The organism is Shouchella phoenicis (genome assembly GCF_047238345.1).
Classification (GTDB): Bacteria; Bacillota; Bacilli; order Bacillales; family Bacillaceae_D; genus Shouchella.
The window spans coordinates 967,155-992,163 of record NZ_JBDFMQ010000001.1 but is presented as its reverse complement, the minus strand read 5'-3'; the positions used below and the strand labels follow the sequence as shown (position 1 = coordinate 992,163).

23 protein-coding genes are annotated in these 25,009 nt (G+C 41.4%); 6 read left to right on the top strand and 17 right to left on the bottom strand.

The window, feature by feature from the left end; all coding sequences use genetic code 11:
* Positions 1-20 precede the first annotated feature (20 nt).
* Genes chrA through ABC361_RS05435 form a run of 4 tightly spaced genes read right to left on the bottom strand, consistent with a single transcriptional unit; the run spans position 21 to position 2,609 of the window.
* Positions 21-557 carry a chromate efflux transporter ChrA gene (gene chrA, locus ABC361_RS05450; protein ID WP_413073054.1) on the bottom strand — a complete coding sequence of 179 codons (537 nt, stop codon included), beginning with the start codon at positions 555-557 and terminating at the stop codon, positions 21-23.
* On the bottom strand, positions 554-1,132 hold the full coding sequence (gene chrB / locus ABC361_RS05445; RefSeq protein ID WP_413075721.1) for a chromate efflux transporter ChrB: 579 nt from the start codon (positions 1,130-1,132) through the stop codon (positions 554-556). The genes chrA and chrB overlap by 4 nt, the downstream gene beginning before the upstream one ends.
* Positions 1,133-1,141: 9 nt before the next feature.
* The gene (locus ABC361_RS05440) at positions 1,142-1,972 is read right to left on the bottom strand and encodes a 1,4-dihydroxy-6-naphtoate synthase (protein ID WP_413073053.1); all 831 of its coding nucleotides are present in this window, start codon (positions 1,970-1,972) and stop codon (positions 1,142-1,144) included.
* The gene (locus ABC361_RS05435; protein WP_413073052.1) at positions 1,941-2,609 is read right to left on the bottom strand and encodes a futalosine hydrolase; all 669 of its coding nucleotides are present in this window, start codon (positions 2,607-2,609) and stop codon (positions 1,941-1,943) included. Before ABC361_RS05435 ends, ABC361_RS05440 begins: the two co-directional genes overlap by 32 nt.
* Positions 2,610-2,756: 147 nt before the next feature.
* Between ABC361_RS05435 and ABC361_RS05430 the strand changes: the two genes are divergently transcribed.
* Entirely contained in the window at positions 2,757-4,202 is a 1,446-nt protein-coding gene (locus ABC361_RS05430; protein ID WP_413073051.1) for an esterase/lipase family protein, read from the top strand.
* 378 nt (positions 4,203-4,580) lie between these two features.
* Here the strand turns inward: ABC361_RS05430 and ABC361_RS05425 are convergent, their stop codons facing one another.
* The 7 genes from ABC361_RS05425 to ABC361_RS05395 all read right to left on the bottom strand — a co-directional run bounded on the left by ABC361_RS05425 (position 4,581) and on the right by ABC361_RS05395 (position 11,541).
* Entirely contained in the window at positions 4,581-5,015 is a 435-nt protein-coding gene (locus tag ABC361_RS05425; protein ID WP_413073050.1) for a GNAT family N-acetyltransferase, read from the bottom strand.
* Positions 5,016-5,101: 86 nt separating this feature from the next.
* Positions 5,102-5,818, bottom strand: a complete 717-nt coding sequence (locus ABC361_RS05420; RefSeq protein ID WP_413073049.1) for a FadR/GntR family transcriptional regulator — start codon at positions 5,816-5,818, stop codon at positions 5,102-5,104.
* 74 nt (positions 5,819-5,892) lie between these two features.
* Positions 5,893-6,582, bottom strand: coding sequence for a LutC/YkgG family protein (locus tag ABC361_RS05415; protein ID WP_413073048.1), 690 nt, complete (start codon positions 6,580-6,582; stop codon positions 5,893-5,895).
* Positions 6,579-8,006, bottom strand: a complete 1,428-nt coding sequence (locus ABC361_RS05410; RefSeq protein WP_413073047.1) for a LutB/LldF family L-lactate oxidation iron-sulfur protein — start codon at positions 8,004-8,006, stop codon at positions 6,579-6,581. The genes ABC361_RS05415 and ABC361_RS05410 overlap by 4 nt, the downstream gene beginning before the upstream one ends.
* 5 nt (positions 8,007-8,011) lie before the next feature.
* Positions 8,012-8,731, bottom strand: coding sequence for a (Fe-S)-binding protein (locus ABC361_RS05405; RefSeq protein ID WP_413073046.1), 720 nt, complete (start codon positions 8,729-8,731; stop codon positions 8,012-8,014).
* A 12-nt stretch (positions 8,732-8,743) separates the two neighbouring features.
* Positions 8,744-10,534 carry an L-lactate permease gene (locus ABC361_RS05400; protein ID WP_413073045.1) on the bottom strand — a complete coding sequence of 597 codons (1,791 nt, stop codon included), beginning with the start codon at positions 10,532-10,534 and terminating at the stop codon, positions 8,744-8,746.
* Between the two features lie 152 nt (positions 10,535-10,686).
* Positions 10,687-11,541, bottom strand: a complete 855-nt coding sequence (locus ABC361_RS05395; RefSeq protein WP_413073044.1) for a glycine betaine ABC transporter substrate-binding protein — start codon at positions 11,539-11,541, stop codon at positions 10,687-10,689.
* Between the two features lie 161 nt (positions 11,542-11,702).
* On the opposite strand from ABC361_RS05395, the gene ABC361_RS05390 reads away from it, so the two are divergent.
* The 5 genes from ABC361_RS05390 to ABC361_RS05370 all read left to right on the top strand — a co-directional run bounded on the left by ABC361_RS05390 (position 11,703) and on the right by ABC361_RS05370 (position 17,239).
* Positions 11,703-12,260: a GbsR/MarR family transcriptional regulator gene (locus tag ABC361_RS05390; protein ID WP_413073043.1), complete on the top strand. Its 558-nt coding sequence runs from the start codon at positions 11,703-11,705 to the stop codon at positions 12,258-12,260.
* Positions 12,261-12,410: 150 nt separating this feature from the next.
* Positions 12,411-13,883 (top strand): betaine-aldehyde dehydrogenase, encoded by a 1,473-nt coding sequence (betB, locus tag ABC361_RS05385; RefSeq protein ID WP_413073042.1) that lies wholly within the window; start codon positions 12,411-12,413, stop codon positions 13,881-13,883.
* Positions 13,884-13,917: 34 nt separating this feature from the next.
* Positions 13,918-15,129 carry a choline dehydrogenase gene (gene gbsB, locus ABC361_RS05380; RefSeq protein ID WP_413073041.1) on the top strand — a complete coding sequence of 404 codons (1,212 nt, stop codon included), beginning with the start codon at positions 13,918-13,920 and terminating at the stop codon, positions 15,127-15,129.
* A gap of 155 nt (positions 15,130-15,284) precedes the next feature.
* Entirely contained in the window at positions 15,285-16,613 is a 1,329-nt protein-coding gene (locus tag ABC361_RS05375; RefSeq protein ID WP_413073040.1) for a short-chain fatty acid transporter, read from the top strand.
* 83 nt (positions 16,614-16,696) lie between these two features.
* The gene (locus ABC361_RS05370) at positions 16,697-17,239 is read left to right on the top strand and encodes a cysteine hydrolase family protein (protein ID WP_413073039.1); all 543 of its coding nucleotides are present in this window, start codon (positions 16,697-16,699) and stop codon (positions 17,237-17,239) included.
* Positions 17,240-17,312: 73 nt separating this feature from the next.
* Here ABC361_RS05370 and ABC361_RS05365 read toward each other — a convergent pair whose 3' ends face one another.
* The 6 genes from ABC361_RS05365 to ABC361_RS05340 form a co-directional block, all read right to left on the bottom strand.
* The gene (locus ABC361_RS05365; RefSeq protein WP_413073038.1) at positions 17,313-18,500 is read right to left on the bottom strand and encodes a cytochrome P450 family protein; all 1,188 of its coding nucleotides are present in this window, start codon (positions 18,498-18,500) and stop codon (positions 17,313-17,315) included.
* Positions 18,501-18,610: 110 nt separating this feature from the next.
* Complete coding sequence (htpG, locus tag ABC361_RS05360) at positions 18,611-20,485, bottom strand: molecular chaperone HtpG (RefSeq protein WP_413073037.1); 1,875 nt, start codon at positions 20,483-20,485, stop codon at positions 18,611-18,613.
* A 171-nt stretch (positions 20,486-20,656) separates the two neighbouring features.
* Positions 20,657-21,631, bottom strand: coding sequence for an alpha/beta hydrolase (locus tag ABC361_RS05355; RefSeq protein WP_413073036.1), 975 nt, complete (start codon positions 21,629-21,631; stop codon positions 20,657-20,659).
* A gap of 64 nt (positions 21,632-21,695) precedes the next feature.
* A complete protein-coding gene (locus tag ABC361_RS05350; protein ID WP_413073035.1) occupies positions 21,696-23,177 on the bottom strand; it encodes a bifunctional metallophosphatase/5'-nucleotidase in 1,482 nt (493 codons plus the stop codon).
* A gap of 60 nt (positions 23,178-23,237) precedes the next feature.
* Positions 23,238-24,299, bottom strand: a complete 1,062-nt coding sequence (locus ABC361_RS05345; protein WP_413073034.1) for a C45 family autoproteolytic acyltransferase/hydrolase — start codon at positions 24,297-24,299, stop codon at positions 23,238-23,240.
* Positions 24,283-24,981 carry an NAD(P)-binding domain-containing protein gene (locus ABC361_RS05340; protein ID WP_413073033.1) on the bottom strand — a complete coding sequence of 233 codons (699 nt, stop codon included), beginning with the start codon at positions 24,979-24,981 and terminating at the stop codon, positions 24,283-24,285. Before ABC361_RS05340 ends, ABC361_RS05345 begins: the two co-directional genes overlap by 17 nt.
* Positions 24,982-25,009 lie beyond the last annotated feature (28 nt).

The following is a 25,009-nucleotide window of genomic DNA, read 5'->3' as shown; positions in this document are numbered from 1 at the left end:
AATGTCGATGGTTTTCATCGTTATAGCAAAGGAACGACAATTCCCCCATATGCAAACGCCATGAGAATAACAAGAGCCGGATGAACCTTTACTTTTGATAATAGAATGAACGCAACCGCTGCGATAGCAATGGATTGAATCCAACCAATTGATTCAAGCGCGTCACTAAAAATAGTGACAGTTAATAGAAGCATTAACATGCAAATGACAGGTTGTACGGCAAGTGACAGTCCTTTTACAACAGGCGAATGACGATGCTTTTGCAAAACATTCATTAATAAGATAATTGCAACCCCTGAAGGAATAATCGTGGCAGCAAGTGCAATGGCTGCACCACCCCATCCCGTTACGCTAAACCCTACATACGCAGCAATTTTCGTTGCAATTGGTCCTGGTAACGCATTTCCTAAAGCAAGTACATTATTAAACTCTTCGCTTGATAACCAGCCAAATCGATTGACCACCTCTTCAAACATCAGCGGAATCGAAGCAGGTCCACCACCGTACCCGAGTAAATTCGCAATAAAAAAGGCATAAAATAAGTAAAAAATCGTCATTCCGATTCTCCTTTTTGCCGTCTGCGCCATTTATCTACTAGTCGATAATGGAACAGCCCATAAATAATGAATCCGATAATGACAAAACCTGGATGAATGTTCAACCCTTGTAACAAAACAAACGCAAGAATGAATGTACCAATCCCCATTACCCATCCAAACCCTTGTACAGCTTTCTTGCCAAAATCATAAGCCATTTGCCCTAACAAGACAGCAATGACAGGGGTCACCGCACCAATCATTCCAGCAATAACGGCAGAGCCACTAATCAAATCCACCACTGAAAATAAGAGAATCATGGCAAGGCTTGTAGGCAAGATGTGCCAAAGCGTCGCCCAAACTGCACCGAACCATCCTTTTTGTTGATACCCTAAATAAGCAGACATTTTTGTCGCAATCGGTCCCGGTAGCGTATTTGCAATTGCTAACGTTTCACCAAAGTCATCGTGACTCATCCATTTATATGTATTTACAGCTTCATGTCGGAAGAGCGGCATAACCGAAGGGCCGCCGCCAAATCCAAAAATCCCTGTTCGAAGCATCGCTAATGCTAGTTGTTTATACGCCACTTCGATTCTCCTTTTTTAATTTCTAATTTTTGTTAAATCAAAAGTTGGAACTAGCCCTTGTTTCATTGCCCGTCCTAGTAAATTTTCGATCGCTTCATAGCCTTGTTCACCGAGCTGTTTCGTAAACTCATTTACATATAAATCAATGTGCTGTTTCGCCACATCTCTAGAAAGTTCTTGCGCATGATCCATCACGTAGGTTGTTGTTTCTTCTGGTGCATTCCACGCATATTCCACAGATGCTGTCGCCCAGTCCGTTAGCTGCTGTTTATTCAAAGATCGTTTCGCAATAATAGCCCCTAATGGAATCGGTGTTCCTGTGTCTTGTTCCCACCATTCTCCTAGGTCTTGCAAAAGATGAAGATTGTATTCATGGTACGTAAATCTCGCTTCATGAATAACTAAGCCTGCATCAACTTGCCCTTCTTTAACAGCTGGCATGATCTTTTCAAATGGCATCACCTTAATTGTTATCTCATTATTTGTTAATTGTTGTTCCGTCCACAGACGAAACAGAAGATAAGCCGTTGAGCGATCACTAGGGACCGCAACGGTTTTCCCTTCTAACGATTCAACGGATTGCGCTTCTTTTGTTAACACTAATGGCCCACAACCTCGACCTAATGCGCCTCCACTTGGGATGAGCTGATAGTGGTCTAATACATATGGGAGTGCGGCGTAAGAAATTTTCATCACTTCAGGACCTGTTTGTTCAATCGCCCAATAGTTTGTCTTGTCAATATCTGCATAGGTGACGTTTAACGGTGGCGCTCCTTCAATTTTTCCGTGCACCCAAGCATAAAACACAAATGTATCATTGGGACATGGAGAAAATGCGATATTCATGCTGTTCAACCTCCTTTATCATACGACCAATTTGTTGTATCCCTGCAAATGCTAGAGGAAAATCCCATTTTGACTTATCTCGTATGCCAACTTCATTTGAAATGGTTCTTACCTCTGAGAACGGTAGATTAAAAGACTTCGCAGCCGCCGCTACGCCATAGCCTTCCATCGCTTCTGCCATAGCACCTAATGTTAATCGTTTACGGTACGTTTCCTCTGTTCCAGTTGCAGTTAAAACAGAGAGAATGACACCCTTGTGCACAGTATGTGTTTCACTAAGTTTCCCAACGAAAAATTCATCAACAACCGCTGCTTCCTTTTGTGTGCCAAAACCGAGTTCATCAATAGTTAGGAAGCCGTCTGGTGACTCTGCACCAATTTCTGGGGCAATAATGTCAGTTGCTACAACAATTGATCCAATTGCCGTTTTTTCTGGAAAACCGCCAGCTATTCCTACGTTTATTACACCGCGGTATGGTTTTAACGCTAACTGTTTCGCTGTGTTCGCAGCAGCAGCAGCAAATCCTACTCCACAAACAACTACATCAACATTTTGATCATTTCCCAACCCTTGTTGGAGCGCTTCTTTTTCTTGCTCTACTGAAACAGCGACCAACAGCGGATGCTTATCCATCATGTGTCATCATGCCTTTCTAACGATTCTAACAAATTAGTATAGCATAAAATTCTTTGCTACGCTGAAGGAATGCATTGTAAGAAAATCAGACATGTCAAGTCTCTTTACGCATACCTTTTAGTAAATCTTGAAAAAGAGGTGAGTCTATTGATAAAAAAATTAAGTATGCTAAGTTTAACACTAATTCTCATCATGTTCTTTATTCAACCTAATCTATCATATGGGTTTAGTAAAGGAAAACCTGATCCATCCGCCCCTCCAGGTACATGGTATATTGGCGATGCCCCTCAAGTGAAAACGGGTAGTCCAATTTTATTTGTCCACGGTCTAACGGGATCTGCATCAACGTGGTTTGAGCCAAATGATATGTACAAACAAGCACAAGATGCCGGTCACCCTACCGCTTTTATCAATTTATATCCTGATCAGTCTTACTGGGACAATGGTGAAATGTTAGCAAACAAATTAAAAGAAATGTATAACTATTTTGGTGAAAAAATTGTGATTGTTGGACATAGTAAAGGCGGTGTAGATACACAAACAGCGCTGCTCCATTACAATGCGGAACAGTATGTAGAAGAAGTATTTACGCTCGGCACACCCCATCATGGAAGTCAGTTAGCAAACTTAGCTTATAGCAATTGGGCTGGATGGCTTGCTGGAATTATTGGCATGCGTTCACCAGGAACCGATTCCCTCCGTACGGGAACAATGGCCCATTTTCGTAGTCAAACCGATCAATTAGTCTCAGCGAATTCCGTTCCATTCCAAACATTATCTGGACGGTCTTGGGGATCATTTGGGACGTCCCTTTATTTTGGTGGTCTCTACTTAAGTGGGTATGGAACGAATGATGGAGCCGTTACTGTAGATAGCTCAAGACTATCTTATGCAAATGAATTTGCTTCTTTATCCCTTGATCATTATGCTATTGCAGAAGGACATCGTGTCTTTCATTATTTACAGCCAAGACTAGCGAATGACATAGAAAAAGCTGATTCATCAGCTAGCGATACAGGGATGATTGTACGCGGTGGGGAACTAGCAGGAGAAACGGTTCAATCTTTTCAACTGGAAGAGGAAATTGATAAAGTCACGTTTTCTGTTTTAGCTCATGAAGAAATGCCTGCTATGCAGCTTGTCTCACCTAACGGAGTAGAAACCCCCATTCAAGCAACTGAAAAAGAGCACGCGCAAAGTATGTTCGCAGGTGCCTATAGTCATTTTATTGAGCTTGATCAACCTGAAAGCGGGACGTGGACATTAGAAATGGACAGCGCTACTGATGGTGGATTCATAGCAATTGCTACAATTGAAGGTGGATTATCAACAGACTTTCAAACCGAAGACGATGTCGCACAAGCTTTTGATGCAGATCCGAGCGATGTCATGTATTCGATTCATGTAAATGACCAGCTACAAGTTGAGAATCAATCAGTAGATTCTGTTCATTCATTCCAGCTACCAGCTACGAAAAACGCTTCACAAACCATTACGACTGATTATGAAGGTGTAGCGGAAGACGGTACACCTTTTGAACGAACGGTTATTGAGCACATTTATGTAGACAATAAAGGAAACGTTTTTGACTAACGAGCGCCTTTTACGAGAAATCCAATTTTAAAAATAAATGAATGAATGTCATTCCTCGAGATTATTTCAAAGAGACAAACGATTTAGCTGAATTGGCGAACGCTTTCCACGGGCACGGCCTCAGCCATTCCGCAAAGAACGCTTCATTGTCTTCGGACACGTGCTGTTCCCGTTGGAGTCGTCGCCAATTAGTAAGACGAATGGTACAAACAAGATTTATGCGATCATTCGTTTAATTGACGATTACTACCTGTTATTATTTCTTGTTAAAATGTATTCAAATGGCGGGAGCTTGCCGTGGCGGAACAATTGATCCTTTTGTTCCGCAGGCACTCCTGGTCTATTGCAGTCAGAACACGCTCTTTCTTCTTACTTGTGTTACTCACATAAATCCATATAAATATGTTTAATTCCATCTTCTACAAAAATATCCGAAACTTGAACGAAGCCATACTGTTCATATAAGCCGCGAATATAATATTCGGCTTGTAATCGAATTGCGGTCTCTCCTTTTTCTTCCTGCAAAAACGCCATGGCACGACGCATAATCAAATGACCTAATCCTCTGCCTCTCCCTTTATCCCTCGTTAAAATTCTTCCAATGGTCGCTTGTTCATAGATGATTCCACTTTCAAGCATTCGCGCGTACGCTTGAATTGAACCGTCTTCATCTTGTAAAAACAAGTGCGTTGCATGCACATCATATCCATCTAAATCCTGATACATGCTTTGTTGTTCCACTACAAATACTTCTACTCGTGCATGTATAATGGCGTATAATTCACTTGCTGATAAATCTTGAAATGTTTTCACTCTCCACTCCATTGTGTCGCTCCATTCTTCTCTCTTTTGCAAAATAAGGCGCAGTCTCACACAATTGTGAACACTACGCCTTCATATTAAGATTTTCTATCATCGTGAAGCAAGATTTGCTCCACTTTTACAAGGTGATCCATCATGGCTTTATTTGCAGCACTTGCGTCTTTCGCTTTTATCGCTTTATAAATCTGTTCATGCTCGTGATGTAGCCGTTTTAATGATTGAACTTCACTAAATAAGCTTTTCTTCCTGCTTTCATACATGGTTAATGAAAACGTATCCGACAGCTTCGTCATCATATCAAAAAGAATGTCATTCCTAGCAGCGGCGGCAATCGCCAGATGGAAATCAACATCCGCTTTTTCCCCTAAGTCTAAACCTTCTTCAGCTATTTCCATCCGATCCAAGGCGTCCTTTATATGCTGCAATTGTTCGAACGTTCTTGATTCAGCCGCTAGGGAAGCTGCACCCACTTCAATGATTTTACGGACTTGAAAAAGCTCTAGTTTTTCTTTATTAGATAAGATTCTCCGCTTACCTACTGGGTCAACCATACTGGAGAAATCATATTTATTTACAAACGTTCCTTCACCTTGTCGAATCGTTACAAGCCCAACCGCACGAAGGGCACTGAGTGCTTCTCGAACGGCAGAGCGGCTGACTTCAAAGCTTGCTGAGAGTTTCTCAACAGAATCTAGTTTTTCACCTGGTTGAAGTGCACCACTGCGAATCATTTCTTCTAGCTGATCCCGAATGACTTCAGAGATTTTCTTTGTTTTCACTTGTTTAAATGCCAACTGAAGACACCTCATTTGCTTCATCTATTGCTAGTATAGCATACAGAAGAAAAGCTAGTGCATGTGCACCAGCCTTATTTATCATCTACTAAAATGTAACACGCTCTCAAGGGACCATGCACGCCAACGACGAGACTCATTTCAATATCCGCACTATTACTTGGTCCTGAAATGAAATTAATACACGAAGGAACCCTACCTTGTTGGGACATCTCGTGAATTTGTTGTGTGGCTTGCGTCATCCTCGGCACTAAACTACTTTTCGGAATGATTGCGATGTAATAACGAGGAAGTAACGAAACCGATCGCCCTTTTCCTTTTCCACTTAAAAGTGTGACTGTTCCTGATTCCGCTAATGTACAATCACTAAACGTAATCCCTACATCTGCTTGTTCAGCAAGCTCGATGGATCGATTTTCCTCATGGGTTTCCCAAACATTCACATGTGGCTGATTAATAAAATCGCTTAACCCATACTCTTGAAACCGAGGATCTTCCCACGTCATCACCGACGAAGCAGCATATTCTTCCATCACTTCTTGAATGGCATGCCCTAATTCACTCATTGATGTCTCTTTAAAATCAGTATGAATCGTAAGACATTGGTCTTTTAAAACAGCTACAAGTTCATCTTGCGAGTAGGAAGCCATTACATTTTTTTGTGGAGCGTGCTTGTATGTTGGACGGACCACACCCTCTGTTTTCCGTGGTCGTCCAAGTTGAGCTGCCACATGATCTAAAAAGGAATCACGATGCTGAATCATGCTTGACCCCCTCCTTTATTGCGTGTTGCGTACCAATCTCTGAACCGCTCTTTTGATGGGGCTGGCATATCACGAACGTCTGTCCAACCTTTTAAAGGGCCTGGTCCTTTTACGATCGCCCCATCTTTAACAAAGGGGAACATCATCATTGGCGCCATTTTTGTTCCCATTTTATACAAAGTTGGTGAGCTTACGCCAACGCCAAACCCTTTCATCGCAAGTGCTTCTGTTTTCGGCGTTCGTTTTTCCTCTGCAATAATACGTCGATGCTGAATCAACATTTCATGCAACGGAATTTTAACAGGACACGCGTCTGTACAAGCTGCGCAAAGACTAGAGGCATAAGGTAAATCTTTATGATCATCGTAGCCTTCCAACAATGGTGTCAACACTGCGCCGATTGGTCCTGGATAAATTGATCCATATGAATGACCACCAACGTGGCGATAAATTGGGCAAACGTTAATACATGCCGCACAACGAATGCAGTGAAGCGCAGCCTGGAACTCTGTACCTAGAATTTTCGACCGGCCGTTGTCGACAATGACAAGGTGGAATTCTTCTGGTCCATCAATATCTCCCTCTTCGCGGATTCCTGTTAAACCTGTGACATAACTAGTTAATTTTTGCCCTACCGCACTCCGGCACAACATGCTCACTAAAATATCGAGTTCTTCCCACGTCGGAACAACACGCTCCATCCCCATCACCGTAATTTGTGTTTTGGGCAATGCTGTTGCCAGTCGTGCATTTCCTTCATTCGTTACAAGTGAAACACTTCCCGATTCTGCAACCGCAAAATTACAGCCTGTAATACCAAGATCAGCAGAAAGAAATTCTTTTCGTAACTGCTCGCGGGCAAATAACGTCAGTTCCTGCGGATTTTCTGTTTTCGTATAGCCCTTTTTTTCCTTAAAGGTATCCCGAATTTGTTCTTTATTCTTGTGCAATGCCGGTGCAACAATGTGAGAGGGTGGGTCATGATCATCGATTTGTAAAATGTATTCCCCAAGATCGGTCTCGACAACATCACAGCCAATGCTTTCTAGCGCATCGTTCATACTAATCTCTTCGGTCACCATTGACTTTGATTTTACGACTTTCTTTGCTTGCTTGTCTTGTGCCACTTGTTTAATATACGCATTGGCTTCTTCAGCGGTTTGCGCAAAAAAGACATGCCCTCCGTGTTTCGTCACGTTTTCACTTAATTGATGCAAGTAATAATCAATGTTTTCGAGAGTATGTGTTCGAATCTCTTCCGATAGATTACGCCATTCTTCCCAATCTCCAAGCTCTTCCTCAGCCTTTGATTTTGATGTTTTCAACCGTTCTTGCGCCCCTGTGACAGCTTGACGCATAAATGAATTCCCTAATCCTTCTTCGACTCGCTTGGAAAACGCCGGATCTCCAATTTTAATCCCCATGCTCGTCACTCCTTGCTATTTAAAATTTGTGCGATATGCTTTACTTTTATTTGTTGACCATTGCGTTCGATTCGCCCACCAATATTCATAAGACAGCCGCAGTCTGCGCCAATTAAGACGTCTGCTTCTGTTCCTTCGATGTGTCGCGTTTTTTCTTCTACCATTTGCTCTGATATTGTCGGCATCTTTACAGAAAACGTTCCACCAAACCCACAGCACGTTTCTTTGTTTGGTAATTCTTTTAATTCCAGTCCGTCGACCTCTTCAAGTAACGCCATCGGTGCTTCTTTTTCTTTTAACAAGCGTGTCATATGACAAGAGGTATGGTACGTTGCTTTTCCTTGGTAGCATGCTCCTACGTTTTTGACATTCAACACACGCACAAGAAACTGTGTAAACTCATACGTTTTTTCAGACAAAGCGTGTGCTTTTTGTTGCCAATCGGGCTCATCATGGAACAACCCTTCATATTCATGCACCATCGCAGCGCATGATCCTGACGGAAGCACAACATAATCGGAATGTGCAAATGTTTCAATCGTATGTTTTGCCGCTTTTTTTGTATCTTCGTGATAGCCACTATTAAACGCTGGTTGTCCGCAACACGTCTGTGCCTCTGGAAAATCAACCTCACACCCAAGTCGTTCAAGTACTTCAACCGTGTCTTTTCCAACACCTGGATAAAACACATCCGCCAGACACGTCACGAATAATGAGACTTTCATAAACATCCTCTCCTACATGTTCGAACTCTTTTTGTTTTCTTTCGTATACGTTAGCTGCCCTTTGCTTTGACCAAATTTTAAAATTAATATAGTGAATGTCAGGAGCACAGCAAGCACGATAAACGTTCCACTATTAAAGCCAAATCCATGAATCGCCACATATCCTAGTCCACCTGCAAAAATTAAATAATACATAAGTGGAATCATGACTTTACGGATTAATACGCCTTCTTTCCCAACAATTCCTGCCGCGGCAGATGCAGCAACAACGTTATGTACACAAATCATATTCCCTGCAGCACCACCGACAGCTTGTAAAGCCACAACTGTTCCAGGTGTAATGCCTACGTTTTCTGCTGTGCCAAATTGAAACAGCGAAAACATCATATTACTAATCGTATTGCTTCCAGCTACAAACGCACCAAGCGCCCCAATTGCTGGCGCGATAAGTGGCCAATTTTCACCAGTTAGAGATGAAACGGTTGTCGCGAGCAGCAATGGCATGCTTTCATACCCAAGTGCATTTACATCTGAGTTAATAAATACTTGTACAAGTGGTACTGAGAACAACAAAGCAGGTGCAGCACTAATAATCATTTTTGTTGATTGTGATAGAGCTGATTGATATTGTGTTTTATTCATTTGATATAAAAAGATACTCATTAGAGATACACAGATCATAATGAAGCCAGGTAAGAAGAGTGGCGTACTCTCCAAAGAGATATCTGTTCCAAACAATTGGTTCACTTGGATCGATACTTGTTTTAACCAATCTCCGAATGGAAACAAATCCATTCTTGTAAGTACAAGTAAAAAGCCAATTACGACATACGGTAACCATGCTTTTAAAGGGGAAATCGTCGGTTGAACCAATCGATCTGCTGTTAATTTCCCTGTCCATTCCGGGTCCCACTTTGACGTATTAGCGAAATCCCATGTTTCTTTTGGCATAAACCAGCCTTTCTTTGCTGCTGGAATGACAATCGCTAACCCAATTAATCCACCAAATAATGCCGGGAATTCCGGCCCTAACAAGTTTGCAACAAGCGCATAAGGAACCGTAAACGCTACACCTGCAAAGAGAGCAAATTTCCATACTTGCAGTCCAGATCGAATTGATTTTTTCTCACCGAAAAACAATGTCAGCATCATCACCAGCATAAGCGGGATGAACAGTCCGATAATTCCATGAAAAATGGCCACTTGACCACCAATCGATTGAATATATGTAGTAAAAGACATCCCCAATGAAGAAGCTGTTTCTTCCACATTCGATTGACCTGATAAGCCGTTCCCTACACCGACCAATATCGGTGTTCCAACCGCACCAAATGAAACAGGTGTCGATTGAATAATCAATGCAACCATCACTGCCGCCATCGCTGGAAAGCCAACTGCAACAAGTAAAGGGGCAAGAATGGCAGCGGGCGTTCCCCACCCCGAAGCACCTTCAATGAATGAGCCGAATAACCAACAGATGACAATGGCTTGTATACGACGATCTGGGGAAATATTCATAAACCCTTGTCGGATTGTGTGAATCGCACCACTTTCGCGTAACGTATTTAGCATTAATACAGCACCAAAAACAATAAATAATACTTCTAAAGCTGTCACTACACCATTCATACTAGCTGCGGCTATTTGATTTTTTGGTACTTGCCAAACAAAGAAAGCTACGAGAACGGTAATCATAAACGCGAGTGGCATTGCCCTTTTAGCGGGCCACTTCAAAAGAACTAAAAATAATAGAACAGATAGAATTGGCGTAAGTGCAATCAAAGAAAGCCAACCTGTATCCATGTTCTTTCCTCCTCTTACTCATCCATTATATCATAAGGTCATCTGATGACCTTATGTAAGCACTTACAATATACAGGAGTTTTTTTCCTTTGGCAAGAGATTTTTTGCGCACATAAAAAGCGCATGCTTTTTTTGCATACGCTTGGTCAGCTTTATTCCACGCCTTCTAACCATTCATCTACCACGTCTTGATTATCTTCAACCCATAGCTGAGCCGCTTCTTCTGCCTCCATGCCTTCTTCAGCAATATAGAGCATGACTTCATTCATATCATCAGCGGTCCAGTAAAATTGATCTAAAATACGAAAAGCAACTGGGTCATCCTCTTCTAATCCTTCACGAACAATCGTACGAATTTCACCGTCTTCTGCATAGATTCCCTGTGGATCTTCTAAGAAACGTAACTCATACGAATTGAATTTCCAATGCGGTTCCCAAGCTGTAACGACAATAGGCTCTTCATCTCCATATGCGTCACTAAGCTGTTGCGTCATAAACGCATCCGTACTAAGCGTCTGCTCTAAATCCAAACCATAGGCTTCAATTGCTTCTTCCGTTGCAATGGCTACACCAGCTCCAGCATCAATGCCTGTAATTTCTGAAACAACATCTGTGCTTAACTCATCAATACTTGTTATATCCATATAAGTGGGAACAGCTAGACCTGTTTGCGCGCCTTCTAGATTCGGGCCTAAATCAACAATATCTTCTTGATAGCGTTCATAATCAGCACGCATATCATCTGGTAGCCAGCCAGCAACATGTCCATCGACACTTCCGTCTGCGACACTTTGCCACATAATGGCTTGTTCAACTACTGTTAACGTAACATCATACCCCGCCTGCTCAAATGCTTCTTTTAAAACATAGTTTGATGCAAGTTCTGAGTCCCACGCCACATACGTTAATTCGATTTCTTTATTCGATTCAGACTCACCATTATTATCTCCACATGCCGCTAAAGTAAATGGTACAATAGCTACGATTGGCCATAATTTCTTTTTCAACTTGCATCTCTCCGTTTCTTTTTGTAAAATTTGTTTAGAATGAATTAAATGAATTAGATATAATCGTAACATAGCAAATTAATCTGTCAAACAAAAAACGCTTACACAAAAAAATGAGTGATTTGCTCGTTGTATCAATTCATAACGAAGGAGACATGTGCATGGATAAGGAACAAGCTCGAGATGATCTTGATCGCATTCACGCAATTATAAAAGACAGCATTGCTGACACAATGGATATATACGGAGTGAACCGTTCGATTGGACAACTATACGCGACATTGTATTTAAGTGATGAACCCATGAATTTAAATGAACTTCGAGATGAGCTAGGCATGAGTAAGGGTAGTATGAGCATAGGCGTCCGAAAGCTATTAGAGGAAAATATTATCCATCGTGTGTATCGAAAAGGAGAACGGAAAGATCTATATGAAGCTGAACAAGATTTCTTTAACTTCTTTACTTCCTTTTTCACACGGCGCTGGGAACGAGAGCGTGATGTGAATATGGGTGCGATAAAAGAAGCGGTTCCACATTATGAAGCCGTTGTTGAAAATCAGGACTACCCTGAAGAAATTCGAAATGAAGCTGCTTTTACGTTGGAAAAAATCCACTCCTCAATTGCGTACTATGAATTTTTGGATTTACTCGTCACCCAATTCCGAACTGGCAACTTAGCTACGGAACTCATTGAAAAATATAAAAAAGATCATTCCTAAAAGACTACTGCGCTTATCAACTTCTTGTTGATAAGCGTTTTTTTGTCTTCACTTACCTTTTTCTTTGACAACAAAAAAAGCGGATGGTAAAGTGTATTTTGTATTAATCGTTTAATATATTTTAAACAAAATGAAAGGCGGTTATGTTTCATGCATATTCAAATGTTTATAAACGGTAAATGGATTGATGCAGAACAACAGCAAACTCGATCCATTATTAATCCTTTTAATCAAGAAGAGATTGCCACAGCAGCAGAAGGATCAAAAGCAGATGCAGCTTGGGCAGTTAAAGCAGCTAGAAAAGCGTTTGACGAAGGAAACTGGTCGCAAATGCCAGCAAGTGAACGAGGCGAAATGGTTCGCCTCGTTGGTCAAAAAATTAAAGATGAGCGCGAGGAGCTTGCTCGCTTAGAAACGCTAGATACTGGTAAGACACTTGAGGAAAGCCTTGGGGATATGGATGATATCGCCAATGTGTTTTTCTACTTTGCAGGTCTAGCAGATAAAGATGGCGGCGAAGTGATTGAAAGCCCCATCCCAGACTCTACTAGTAAAGTCGTTCGCGAACCTATAGGGGTTTGTGCACAAATTACACCTTGGAATTATCCTTTACTACAAGCAGCTTGGAAATTAGCTCCAGCTTTAGCGGCTGGCAATACGCTCGTGATTAAACCGAGTGAAATTACGCCACTTACAACAGCAAAAGTCTTTGAATTTTTTGAAGAAGTAGGTTTCCCAGAGGGTGTTGTCAACCTTGTATTAGGTACAGGAGCTGAAGTTGGCTCTGAATTAGCAGAAAGTCATGATGTTGATTTAGTATCATTTACGGGCGGAATTGAAACAGGTAAAAAGATCATGCAAGTAGCAAGCGGCAACGTCAAGAAAATTGCGTTAGAGCTAGGTGGAAAAAACCCAAATATCGTGTTTGCGGATGCAGATTTTGAAACAGCTGTTGATCAAGCACTAAATGCGGTGTTCTTCCATGCTGGACAAGTATGTTCCGCCGGTTCAAGATTACTTGTAGAAGAATCCATTCACGCTGTATTTGTTGAAAAATTAGTTGCTCGTGCGAAACGAATTAAATTAGGAAACGGCTTTGATGAAACAACTGAATCTGGTCCGCTTATCTCAGCAGAGCACCGTGATAAAGTGGAAAACTATATCCAAATTGGTTTAGATGAAGGCGCTACACTCGCTGTAGGTGGGAAACGTCCTGAACACGAAGAACTACAAAATGGCTTTTTCTTAGAACCGACCATCTTCACAAACTGCACAGATGAAATGCGCATTGTGCAAGAAGAAGTATTTGGTCCAGTGTTAACCGTCGAAACATTCTCTTCTAAAGAGGATGCGATTGCAAAAGCAAACGATACAATTTACGGATTAGCTGGCGCTGTCTTTTCTTCCGATATTGATAAGGCCGAAGATGTGGCAAGCAAGCTACGCATGGGAACTGTATGGATTAACGATTTCCATCCTTACTTTGCCCAAGCTCCTTGGGGCGGGTATAAACAATCAGGTTTTGGTCGTGAATTAGGAAAAATTGGATTAGAAGAGTATACAGAAGTGAAGCATGTATTCCGCAATAAAAACCCGCAACCAGTTAACTGGTTTCAGTCTTAATGAATGATAAACACAAAAAAAAGGAGCGATTTTCATGAGTATGCATATGAAAGTAGAATCAATGTTAGGCTATCACACATTTGAGGTACCAACTGCAATCAAACACGGGATTGGTGCGATTAAAAACCTTGGAGAAGAAATGAAGGCGTATGGTTCCAAGAAAGTCCTTCTCGTGACAGACCCAGGAATCTACAAAGCTGGCGTTACAAAACCTGTTGAAGAGAGTTTAAAAGAATCAGGCGTGGAAGTTGTTCTCTTTAATGAAGTAGAACCAAACCCGCCGACAAAACTAATTGCCCGTGGCTCTGCCTTTTATCTAGAGAATGATTGTGATGGGCTTGTCGCTGTTGGTGGAGGATCTTCCATGGATACGGCAAAAGCGATTGGCGTTGAAGTATCTCACGAAGGTTCTGTTCTTGATTATGAAGCAGCTGATGGTAAAAAACCATTAGAGAACCGTATCCCTACTCTAGCTACCATTCCTACAACTGCAGGAACTGGTTCTGAAGTGACACAGTGGGCCGTTATTACAGATGAAAAGAGAGAATACAAGTTTAATACTGGCGGACCATTAATTGCAGCGCACTTAACAATTATTGACCCAGAATTGCATACGTCCATGCCTCCACACGTAACAGCAATGACAGGCATTGATGCCATTGCTCACGCTGTAGAGTGTTATACAATGAAGTATGCACAACCTGTAACAGATGCGGTTGCTCTTCTTGCAATCGAGTATGCTGCTACGTACATTCGTCGCGCGTTTTCCGATGGCGATGACTTAGAAGCGCGTTACGGCATGTCTCAAGCTGCGATGCTTGCGGGCTTATCTTATGGAAGCGAGTCTGCTGGTGCTGCTCACGCCATGAGTCAGTCATTAGGTGGGATTGTCCCGGTCGCTCACGGTCAATGTGTAGCGGCGATGATGGGCCCAGTCATGGAATTTAACTGGAAAGGCGCCCCAGGACGTTTTGCTCGTATTGCTCAAGCATTCGGCATTAACACAGCGAACATGACAACTGAAGAAGCTGCAAAAGCAGCGGTTCAGTACATGTATGATCTTGTAGAAGAACTAGAAGTCCCAACACTTGAAGCACAAGGTGTTGATCCAAGCAAAGTTGATCGCTGGGCTGAAGAAGCATTAAAAGATCCACAAACAATCGGAAACCCTCGTGACTTAACGAAAAAAGATTACGTCTGGATTTATGATCGTTGCTTCAACAAAGTACCTAGCACAGTACGCTAGTCTTCCTATCAATCGTCTATAACCAACACCCCCTCTCAACCTTTTGAGAGGGGCTTTTTTTGGATTGCGATCCATTCATTGACTCTTCAGAAAGATTACTATAACGTATAAGAAAGCGTATACATTTTGATGAAAATTAGAGAGGTGGTTATGCTGTGTTCGGAGCGATCATTCGTTTTTTTGACCGGATTGTCCAACGTTATTTACCAGATGCATTTATTTTTGCTATTCTATTAACCATTATTGTGTTCATACTAGGCATTGGCTTGACTAGCAGCAGTCCAATGGAAATGGTTCAATATTGGGGAGGCGGATTTTGGGATTTACTTGCATTCACGATGCAAATGACCTTGATTGTTGTGACTGGTTATATTCTCGCAAGTACAAAGGTAATGGCAACACTAATGAAGCGACTCGCTTTACTCGCTCATACCCCTGGTCAAGCTGTCATTCTCGTTACTCTCGTTGCTTCAATTGCCTGTCTTATTAATTACGGTTTCGGTCTCGTAATTGGCGCACTTTTTGCCAAACATGTAGTCCAGCGTGTGCCGACTGTTGACTATCGCATTCTAATTGCAGCTGCGTATAGTGGATTTCTTGTGTGGCATGGTGGTTTATCGGCATCGATTCCACTAACCATTGCCAGTACCGACCATTTTTTAATTGATTCCTTAGGGGTTATTCCTGTTACACAAACCCTCTTAACACCCTATAATCTGTTTATCGTTAGTACACTTATTGCTACTTTACCAATCATCAACTATCTTTCGTTAAAATCGATTAAACAAAAAACGTACATAGATCCCCTTTTTCTAGAAACTGAACCACAAGATGAACTTGCGGTTACGAAAGATGCTACATTAACACCTGCAGAACGGTTGGAAAATAGTTCACTGCTTTCATTGCTTATTGGCGGTGCTGGACTACTATTTGTTGTAACTCACTTTATAAATAATGGTCTCGACTTAACAATCAATATCGTCAATTTCACAATGCTATTTCTCGGCATTTTGTTTCACCGAACACCTAGACGCTTGCTCAATTCGGTGACAGAAGGAGTGAAAAATGCAGGCGGCATCATTATTCAGTTTCCTTTTTATGCCGGAATAATGGGCATGATGGTTGCTTCTGGCCTATCTGATCAAATTGCCCTATGGTTTGTGGAAATCTCCACTGAACAAACCCTTCCATTTTTAACGTTCATCAGTGCCGGTATCATTAATTTTTTCGTCCCCTCCGGCGGTGGACAATGGGCGGTTCAAGGCCCAATTATGATTCCTGCTGCAATTGAACTAGGCGCCGATACAGCCCGCGTTGCGATGGCTGTCGCATGGGGAGATGCTTGGACAAATATGATTCAACCATTCTGGGCACTACCCGTTTTAGCGATTGCAGGATTAAAAGTCCGAGATATCATGGGTTTTTGCTTAATCTTATTAATTTGGTCGTTTATTCCCATCTCGATTGGGTTATTGTTTCTTTAACGAACATATGGGTTACACGTCTACGAATAGTTTTGGCTTATGCCTTGAACCGTTAAATTAGAGATGTTAAGGAGTTGATGACGATGCAAGAAGAGGCATTAATCATTGTCGATATGAGCAATGATTTTATCGCTGATGAAGGATCATTAACAGTGGGGACAGCAGGGCAAACGATTGTCCCTTATATTAGGGATTTAGCAGATACCTTTTTAAAAGAAGAAAAGTACGTCATCGTGGCAATGGATGCGCATATGCCTAATGATTCACATTTTGAATTGTGGCCACCGCACAATGTGATTGGAACGAAAGGACAACAATTGTACGGTGAGCTTTACGACTGGTATCAAGCAAACAAACAGAATAAAAAAGTCATAGATTGTCCGAAAACAAATTATAACGCCTTCTTCCAGACACATTTAGGTGAAACCTTAAGAGATGCCAATGTTCGCACCGTTCATGTTGTTGGAGTCGCTACTGACATCTGTGTATTTTCTACCGTTTCCGGTGCTGATGCTGAAGGGTTCCATACCGTAACCTATAAACAAGGAACCGCTACTTTTACAGACCTTGGGGAAACGATGATGGATCATATGAAACGTTGTTTTCATACAGACGTCATTGAGTGAATGACTAAAGCCATTTGGAACAACGGCAACTGCTTGATAGCGGTTGCCTTGTTTCATTTTCGTAAACCAACGATTACAGAACTTTAACCGGGAGTTCCTTTAATCCCCGAATGACAAAGCTCTGTCGCCATTCCAAGTCCGATAAAGATGCATCTAGCGACATGTTTGGAAAAGCTTGCAGCAATGTTTGAATCGCAATTTTCCCTTCTAATCGTGCGAGAGGCGCACCTAAACAATAGTGAATGCCTTTTCCAAAAGCAAGATGTGGACTTTTTTCGCGTGTGATGTCGAATGATTCAGGTTCTGTAAATACCGCTGAATCATGATCTGCTGAAGCAAGTGAGACAAGGACGTGATCCCCTTTTTGCAGTTGTTTTCCCATAAACGTGAACGATTCACTCGCATAGCGATCTGTGCTAAATTCCACTGGACCGTTATAGCGCAAAATTTCTTCGATCGCTCCGTCAATTAAAGTGAGATCTCCTTTTAACTTCGTCATTTGCTCAGGATTTGTAAACAATGCGAGCATACCGTTGGCAATTAAATTAACCGTCGTTTCATGACCAGCAACAATCATTAGCATGATTGCCCCATACAACTCTTGAATAGAAAGACGCTCCCCATCTTCTTCAGCACGAATGAGTTCAGACAGCAGATCCTCTTCAGGCTGTCTTCGTTTCTCAACTAATAACTGCTCGATATACTGCTGAAACTCAATCATTTGTTCTTGAACTTGCTGTGAAAACGCCGGGTCTTCATTTAACTCAACCATTGTATTTGACCATCTTTGAAAATCTAGACGATCTTCTGCCGGCACACCGAGCAATTCACAAATGACTATGATTGGGATTGGAAACGCATAATGAGCGATTAAATCCACTCGATCTTTGCCCTTTATTTCTTCGACTTGCTCCTGTGCAATCTTCTCAATGCGAGTTTGTAAACGTTGAATCATTTTAGGTGTAAATGCCCGCTGCACAAGCCCCCGTAACCGTTTATGATCAGGAGGGTCCACAAACAGCATACTATAAGAAATAGGTAATAGTTCTGACTCATGTAGATCAGGGAAAACATTTCTTGGATTTTTTACAAACCGATTGTCTTTCAGTACAGCTTCAGCCGCTTCATAGGAAAAAGCAACCCATGAATCTGCTAACCCACTTACCAGCTTTACTTTGGCAAATTCGTCATGACTTCGAATTTCTTTATACGTTTCATATGGAGACTGATGAAACGCTTTGTTATTTAGTGAAATAGACATTATGCGTACCCCTTTCCAAATAAACCTCTCTATACTCCTTTCGCAATTTGTCCTCATTTTTCCTGCATAAAAAAGAGGACCACCAAGGTGATCCTCTTTCTTTCATACTTTTAAACCATTACCTTACACATATCTTTTGTAAACTCAACAGGATCTTCTAATGGAAGACCTTCAATTAGTAACGCCTGACTATATAAGAGATTCGTGTAAAGCGCAAATTTTTCTTCATCTTGACCATATGCATGCTTAAGAGAAGCAAAGACGTCATGGTTGCCGTTTAATTCCAACACTTTCTCTGCTTTCACGTGCTGATTATCCGGCATCGCTTGGAGTACTTTTTCCATCTCGATCGTAATTTCACCATCTGCTGCCAAAAAGACCGGGTGTGTTTTTAAACGTTTAGAAGTACGAACGTCTTTCACTTTCCCTGCTAGAATGTCTTTCATCTTGCTAAACATATCCGTATCTTCTTGACTTGTTTCCTCTTGCTCTTTCTCATCTTCATCCATTTTTAAATCAGCGCTTGAAACGGAAACGAACTCTTTCCCATCGTATTCACGTAACATTTTGATCGCGAACTCATCAACATCTTCCGTGAAGTAAAGAATTTCGTACCCTTTATCCGCTACCATTTCCGTTTGTGGTAGTTTTGCAATTCGCTCAACTGAGTCCCCTGTTGCATAATATATTTGCGTCTGGTCTTCTTTCATACGAGATACATAATCTGCTAGAGAGACAAGCTTTTTCTCAGTGGATGAATGGAACATGAGTAAGTCTTGCAAGTCATCCTTATTTGCACCAAAATCATTATAAACACCAAATTTCAGCTGACGACCAAATGCTTTATAGAACGTGTCATATTTCTCAGGGTCTTTTTTAAGCATTGTTTTCAACTGGCTCTTGATTTTAGACTTGATATTTTTTGCAATCAACTGAAGCTGACGATCATGCTGGAGCATCTCACGAGAAATGTTAAGTGATAAGTCCTCTGAATCAACCATCCCTTTAACAAAACTAAAATAATCTGGCACGAGCTCAGCGCTCTTCTCCATAATTAAGACGCCGTTCGCATAAAGTTCTAGCCCTTTTTCAAATTCCTTTGAATAGTAGTCAAACGGTGTGTTCTCAGGAATAAATAGAATCGCATTGTAGCGAACTGCCCCATCAACAGCAACATGAATGTGCTCAAGCGGCTTGTCAAACCCATAGCGCTTGTCTTGATAAAACTGAACATAATCTTCATCAGTTAGTTCGCTTTTATTTTTACGCCAAATGGGAATCATGCTGTTAATTGTTTGTTCTTCTTCAAACTCCGTGTACTCTTCTTCATTGTCTTCCTGCGGCTTGCTTACAGTCACAGTCATTTTAATTGGATAGCGAATAAAATCAGAGTACTTCTTAATAATTTGCTTCAGGCGATATTCTTCTAAATACTCATCAAACGATTCTTCTTCCCTATTTTCTTTTAAGTAAAGCGTAATAGAAGTTCCAACCTCTTCTTTTTCGGAAGGTTCAATGGTATAACCGTCTGTCCCGTCTGATTGCCACAAGTATGCTTGCTCACTATCAACTGAGCGACTAACGACAGCGACTCGATCAGCAACCATGAATGCCGCATAGAACCCGACACCGAACTGACCAATAATGTCATGACCGTCTTTAATTTCGTTCTCTTTTTTGAATGCGAGTGAACCACTTTTAGCGATCGTGCCTAAATTCGCTTCAAGCTCTTCTTTCGTCATTCCAATGCCTGTATCGTGGAGCGTCAACGTTCTCGCTTCTTTATCTGCTTCAATATAAACCGCATACTTGTCCTGCTCAAATGCTAGACTTTCATCTGTAAGCGAGCGATAGTACATTTTATCAATGGCATCACTTGCATTTGAAATCAGTTCACGTAAGAAAATTTCTTTTTGAGAGTAAATTGAATTGACCATCATCTCGAGCAAACGTTTCGATTCTGCTTGAAATTGTTTCTTTTCCATTTTGTACACTCCTTCTCAATATCCACCTTTTTAGCACTCCACTACCTCGAGTGCTAACTCCATTCTTATTTTACCGAATTTACCAATCACGTCAATAGCATATGAAAAGATCGTACAAGAATAATAAATAAAAATCGATTGACGTTTATCGCCAATCGATGTGTGTGTGGCTTATTCAACATGCTGATTAATGAACGACCAAACTCTTTCCTCATAGTCTTCTGGTTCTGCGAATTTCGCCCCAACATGATCAGCACCTTCTACAATCCAGATTTCTTTTAAGTCTGTTGACGCTTTTTCATATAAATCATGTGACATATGCGTTGGTACAAGCTCATCTTCCTGTCCATGAATGAAAAATAACGGTGGCGTCCCACTCTCTACTTGCTTTGAAGCTGATGCCTCTCCAAATGTGTAGCCGGCAGCAATATTCGTTATTGCGCTCCCCATCTGGAGTAAAGGAAAGCTTGGTATATTAAACAATTGTTCCATTTGATGCGACAGTTCTTCATCTACAGAAGAATACGGACTATCCGCAATGACAGCCTTGACCTGTTGTGGCAAAGCATCTTCACCTGCTGTCATGAGAGCTGTTGCTGCACCCATTGATTCACCATGAATAACGATCTGGTCCGCACCTTTTTCTTCGATAAGTTTATTAAGCCAGTTTAATTGATCGATTCGTTCTGGCCACCCAAAACCGATATACTTCCCTTCGCTTTCACCATGGGCACGTGCGTCTGGCAAAAATAAATCGTAGCCCTCTTCATAATACATCGCTCCAGCTAATCCCATTTGATCACTTTCGCCTCGGTAGCCATGTAAAAGTAAAGCTACTTTTCCCGTTTGCTCTTCATTCGCAATGTATCGTCCGTATAGCGTTAACCCGTCATCTGTTACTTGCTCCAATAATTCAGCATCTTGAGTGGAAAGCCACTCTTCCCCACGCTCCATTAATTCAGCGATATTTTCAAATTCATCTTCCGCTTCTTCCTCTTCTTCTTCGCCTGCGTAAATGTCAAAGTTATTCGTATCTCTTGCAACGGCCATATCAAATAAATAATAGCTTGCTGCCACGAGAGCACCACCGATGAGGACAACCGCTCCTCCAACACTCCATAAGGTAATCTTTGTCTTTTTTGTCATTCTTATGTTTCCTCCTGCATTCGTGGATCTAATCCTGTCTTTTGTTCGTTCTATTCCCCTTTATTTATGTTTCTAGACCGAGTAAACGACTTTTTTTGTGTGCAGAAGGCTGATGTTTTTTGAAGTGATCAACGACTAAGTCTCTCACATGTTTATGTCGTACTCCCGCCTGCATCTTCGGATAACCATCCCCACCATTAGTAATGAAGTCAGTCGTTGCTAACGTATAATAGCTAGAATCGTCCACTGCTTTATTATTTATGAGTAATGATGACAATCTAGGTGTTGTTTCATGCCAGTGAAACGTGGCCGACATCCCACTAATATGTGGAAATTTCCCACTCTCAGCTGGATACTCATTGACACCAAATTGAATCATCTGTTTTAGCTGTTTACCTGTTACATTAACGGTTACAATATGTCCGTCAAAAGGAAGAGCAGACTGTAGATCTCCTTGGGTAATCCGCCCTTTGGCGATTGAAGCACGAATCGCTCCTCCATTAATGAGTGCAGCATCCGCTTCTGTTTGTTCCCGCATGGCATCACTTATAAATTGTGAAAAATTGGTTTCATTTGCACGTACATTTTTTCGCTCTCCATCTAGATGTGCGTGTGTGAAAGCAACCATCTTCTTTCCCGCATCATTTATGTCTGTTAGTAAAGTCTGTAGTTTTTCTTGAATTCCACTATGCGCTTGAAGAGTCGGTTGATCTTTTAACAGGGAGGCATTTATCTTAGATGATTCATGTAACGGAAACGTCAGGGTCACAAACCCCAAAGCATGTAAATGCGCTCCTGTACTCGTAATCAATGTCCCGTGATCAGCAATGAGCCCTTTCTCTAACGCCGTGTGGCTATGTCCATCTACAATAATGTCAATGCCCTCAACATTTTTTGCAAGTTCCTGACTTGTCTCAGGGCTTCCTTCAACACCTAAATGAACGAGAGCAACAATGATATCAACTTGCTCGTCTTTTAATTGCTTTATCATCTCTCTCGCCTGCTCGTAAGGATCGCTGATTTCCAACTTATTCACGTAAATAGGATTAGTTTTCGTAAAAGCTTCCGTCGTTGTTAATCCAAACACACCCACTCTTTTGTTTGCTACTGTTTTAATCATATAAGGTGCAAATACGTGCTGCTTTGTAGCTTGGTAAAAGATATTTCCATTTAGAAACGTAAAGTGCGCTTGTTTTTGTAAAGTTAATAAACGTTGTAAGCCATAATTAAAGTCGTGATTTCCTGGGACAAAAGCATCGTAATGTAAATCATTCATTAACGATACAACTGCTGCTCCTTTTGACGCTTGTACAAAAGGCGTTCCATGAAACGTATCTCCTGCATCGAGCAATAAACAGTCTTCTTGGCAGTATTGATCAATAAGTGTTTTTAATTTCGAAAAGCCCATCCCTTCACCAGGGACGATCCTTCCATGAATGTCATTTGTATGTAAAATACGAACCGTCTCCACTTGACTAGCATTCGCTTGAAATGGAACAGCGGACAACAATAATAAAATGGTTAACGGAACAATAAAAAGCTTCATTTTTCACACCCTTTCTCGCATGTAGGATGTGCTAAATGAAGCAATGTCACTCACCTGCTTTTACTTAAACCAATCAGCTGGATCATCCATATGTAGAAAAGGTACATCCGTATGAATCATTCCGGTTAGATGGTGATAAGGAAGATCGTTTCCACGTAACCACTCTCCAAAATGAATCACCGTTGGGTCTTGATTCGGTCCAAGTGTAAACCACGCTTGCAACGTTCTTGGAAAATAAACAGAGGTATGAATGGTACCAGCCCAGCTATCATAAAGGTCTGAAAAAAGGCCCTTGTCTTCATCATTGAACAGCTGATACGCTTGTCGTGCGGATAAGGTCTCCTGTTGATGACGCTCAAGGACGTCTAACCTTCTTGATGAATCAACTAAATGATGTCGATTCTCAGATACTAATTGCTCAAAATGGTTTGTGCAACGGGTACTTGAGCGTACAGCCACTTCTCTAGGTGTCGCTTCAATAATCGCTGTTTTTCCTGAGCGATCATAAACAATATAACTAAAGGAATGTCGATGTGGAATACGCTTTACAAGAGCCACTGCATCTTCAACCGTCTCACACGTTTCCAATATTAAGCGACCTATCATACAACAAATAAAGCCAGGACCAGGTTTTTTTCGATTCATAAAATTATAGCCCATCGCGAGACCTGCTTCATTTATGCCATCCATCCGCCCTGTAATCCGTTGACTTGGCGCTGCAACCGCTAATCCCCCATCACTTGGTTGATAAAGTGTGTAGCGTCCTTCATATGTTTTTGGATGATAATCGTAGTTACGAATCAAGTAATCTTCTCCTGTTGCGATTGAACAACCAGAACGTAAATATGGGACCCGATAACCGCCAAATTCTTTTAAAATGTCTTCTAACGACCATTCTAATGCCTGCTGTAAACCTAGCAACTCTCGCCAAACGCCAGCTGAGATGGCCGTAATTTCTTTTTTTGCTTCATCTATATCAACTGAAAAGCGCTGCTTGCGTACTTTCCACTGATTTGATCGGTTTTTAGTCATAATCGAATTTTTTAGTTCTACACCTTGCTCATAACCGAATGATTCATGATCACCACGATACTGGATAACCTTACTATAAATCTCTTTCATCCTTAGGCTCCTTGTTTTTTATTTCTTCAACGATTTGTTTTGCAAAATGTCCTAAATCATCACGTGCATAAGCACTCATCACCCCAGCACAAACATTTTCTAATAAAATTTGTTTGATTTGTGCAGAAAGTTTTTTATCTCTTACCTGCTGATCTAATTGAACAGCGGCTTTAATTCCTACCTCTGTTGCAACTTTATTTAGCTCTTCGACAAGAGCTGGATCATCAAACACCACTTCTGCCAAAGGGGAAAAAATATCAGTAACCTTGTCTCGTACATCTTCGTCTGCCTCTGCTATAACATACGCTCGCTTCCCTGCTTTAATAGAACCTGCATGACCGATGATCTTTGCTTCAACATAATGAAGATCACAATAGTTATTTTTTAGTTCAGTTGCAATCCACGCTTTTGTTGAACAATTAATCATGAGTGTTTGTGCCTCTGCATGCAAACTGGCTGCTTCTAATACTTCACTGGTATTGGCTTGAGGAACACAGCTAAAAATGATATCAACTTGATTCAAGACGCTGAAATCCGTTGAATAGTGTGCGTGTAATGTTTGGGCCAACTCTTCTCCCTGCCTGGACCCACTATTTAAAAGCGTTAACTCAACACCTGAATGTATGTGTGTAGCAATCGCCTCACCCATTCGACCTGTTCCGATAATCGCAACTTTCTTCACTTCAGCTTCCCCCTTTTCCTAAAAAAAG

What these genes read in the sequence shown, in the direction of transcription:
- chrA (WP_413073054.1), bottom strand. Translation starts at nt 557, where the DNA reads ATGACGATTTTTTACTTATTTTATGCCTTTTTTATTGCGAATTTACTC.
- ABC361_RS05440 (WP_413073053.1), bottom strand. Translation starts at nt 1,972, where the DNA reads ATGAATATCGCATTTTCTCCATGTCCCAATGATACATTTGTGTTTTAT.
- ABC361_RS05435 (WP_413073052.1), bottom strand. Translation starts at nt 2,609, where the DNA reads ATGATGGATAAGCATCCGCTGTTGGTCGCTGTTTCAGTAGAGCAAGAA.
- ABC361_RS05415 (WP_413073048.1), bottom strand. Translation starts at nt 6,582, where the DNA reads ATGATTCAGCATCGTGATTCCTTTTTAGATCATGTGGCAGCTCAACTT.
- ABC361_RS05410 (WP_413073047.1), bottom strand. Translation starts at nt 8,006, where the DNA reads ATGGGGATTAAAATTGGAGATCCGGCGTTTTCCAAGCGAGTCGAAGAA.
- ABC361_RS05405 (WP_413073046.1), bottom strand. Translation starts at nt 8,731, where the DNA reads ATGAAAGTCTCATTATTCGTGACGTGTCTGGCGGATGTGTTTTATCCA.
- ABC361_RS05400 (WP_413073045.1), bottom strand. Translation starts at nt 10,534, where the DNA reads ATGGATACAGGTTGGCTTTCTTTGATTGCACTTACGCCAATTCTATCT.
- ABC361_RS05390 (WP_413073043.1), top strand. Translation starts at nt 11,703, where the DNA reads ATGGATAAGGAACAAGCTCGAGATGATCTTGATCGCATTCACGCAATT.
- betB (WP_413073042.1), top strand. Translation starts at nt 12,411, where the DNA reads ATGCATATTCAAATGTTTATAAACGGTAAATGGATTGATGCAGAACAA.
- gbsB (WP_413073041.1), top strand. Translation starts at nt 13,918, where the DNA reads ATGAGTATGCATATGAAAGTAGAATCAATGTTAGGCTATCACACATTT.
- ABC361_RS05370 (WP_413073039.1), top strand. Translation starts at nt 16,697, where the DNA reads ATGCAAGAAGAGGCATTAATCATTGTCGATATGAGCAATGATTTTATC.
- ABC361_RS05365 (WP_413073038.1), bottom strand. Translation starts at nt 18,500, where the DNA reads ATGTCTATTTCACTAAATAACAAAGCGTTTCATCAGTCTCCATATGAA.
- htpG (WP_413073037.1), bottom strand. Translation starts at nt 20,485, where the DNA reads ATGGAAAAGAAACAATTTCAAGCAGAATCGAAACGTTTGCTCGAGATG.
- ABC361_RS05355 (WP_413073036.1), bottom strand. Translation starts at nt 21,631, where the DNA reads ATGACAAAAAAGACAAAGATTACCTTATGGAGTGTTGGAGGAGCGGTT.
- ABC361_RS05350 (WP_413073035.1), bottom strand. Translation starts at nt 23,177, where the DNA reads ATGAAGCTTTTTATTGTTCCGTTAACCATTTTATTATTGTTGTCCGCT.
- ABC361_RS05345 (WP_413073034.1), bottom strand. Translation starts at nt 24,299, where the DNA reads ATGAAAGAGATTTATAGTAAGGTTATCCAGTATCGTGGTGATCATGAA.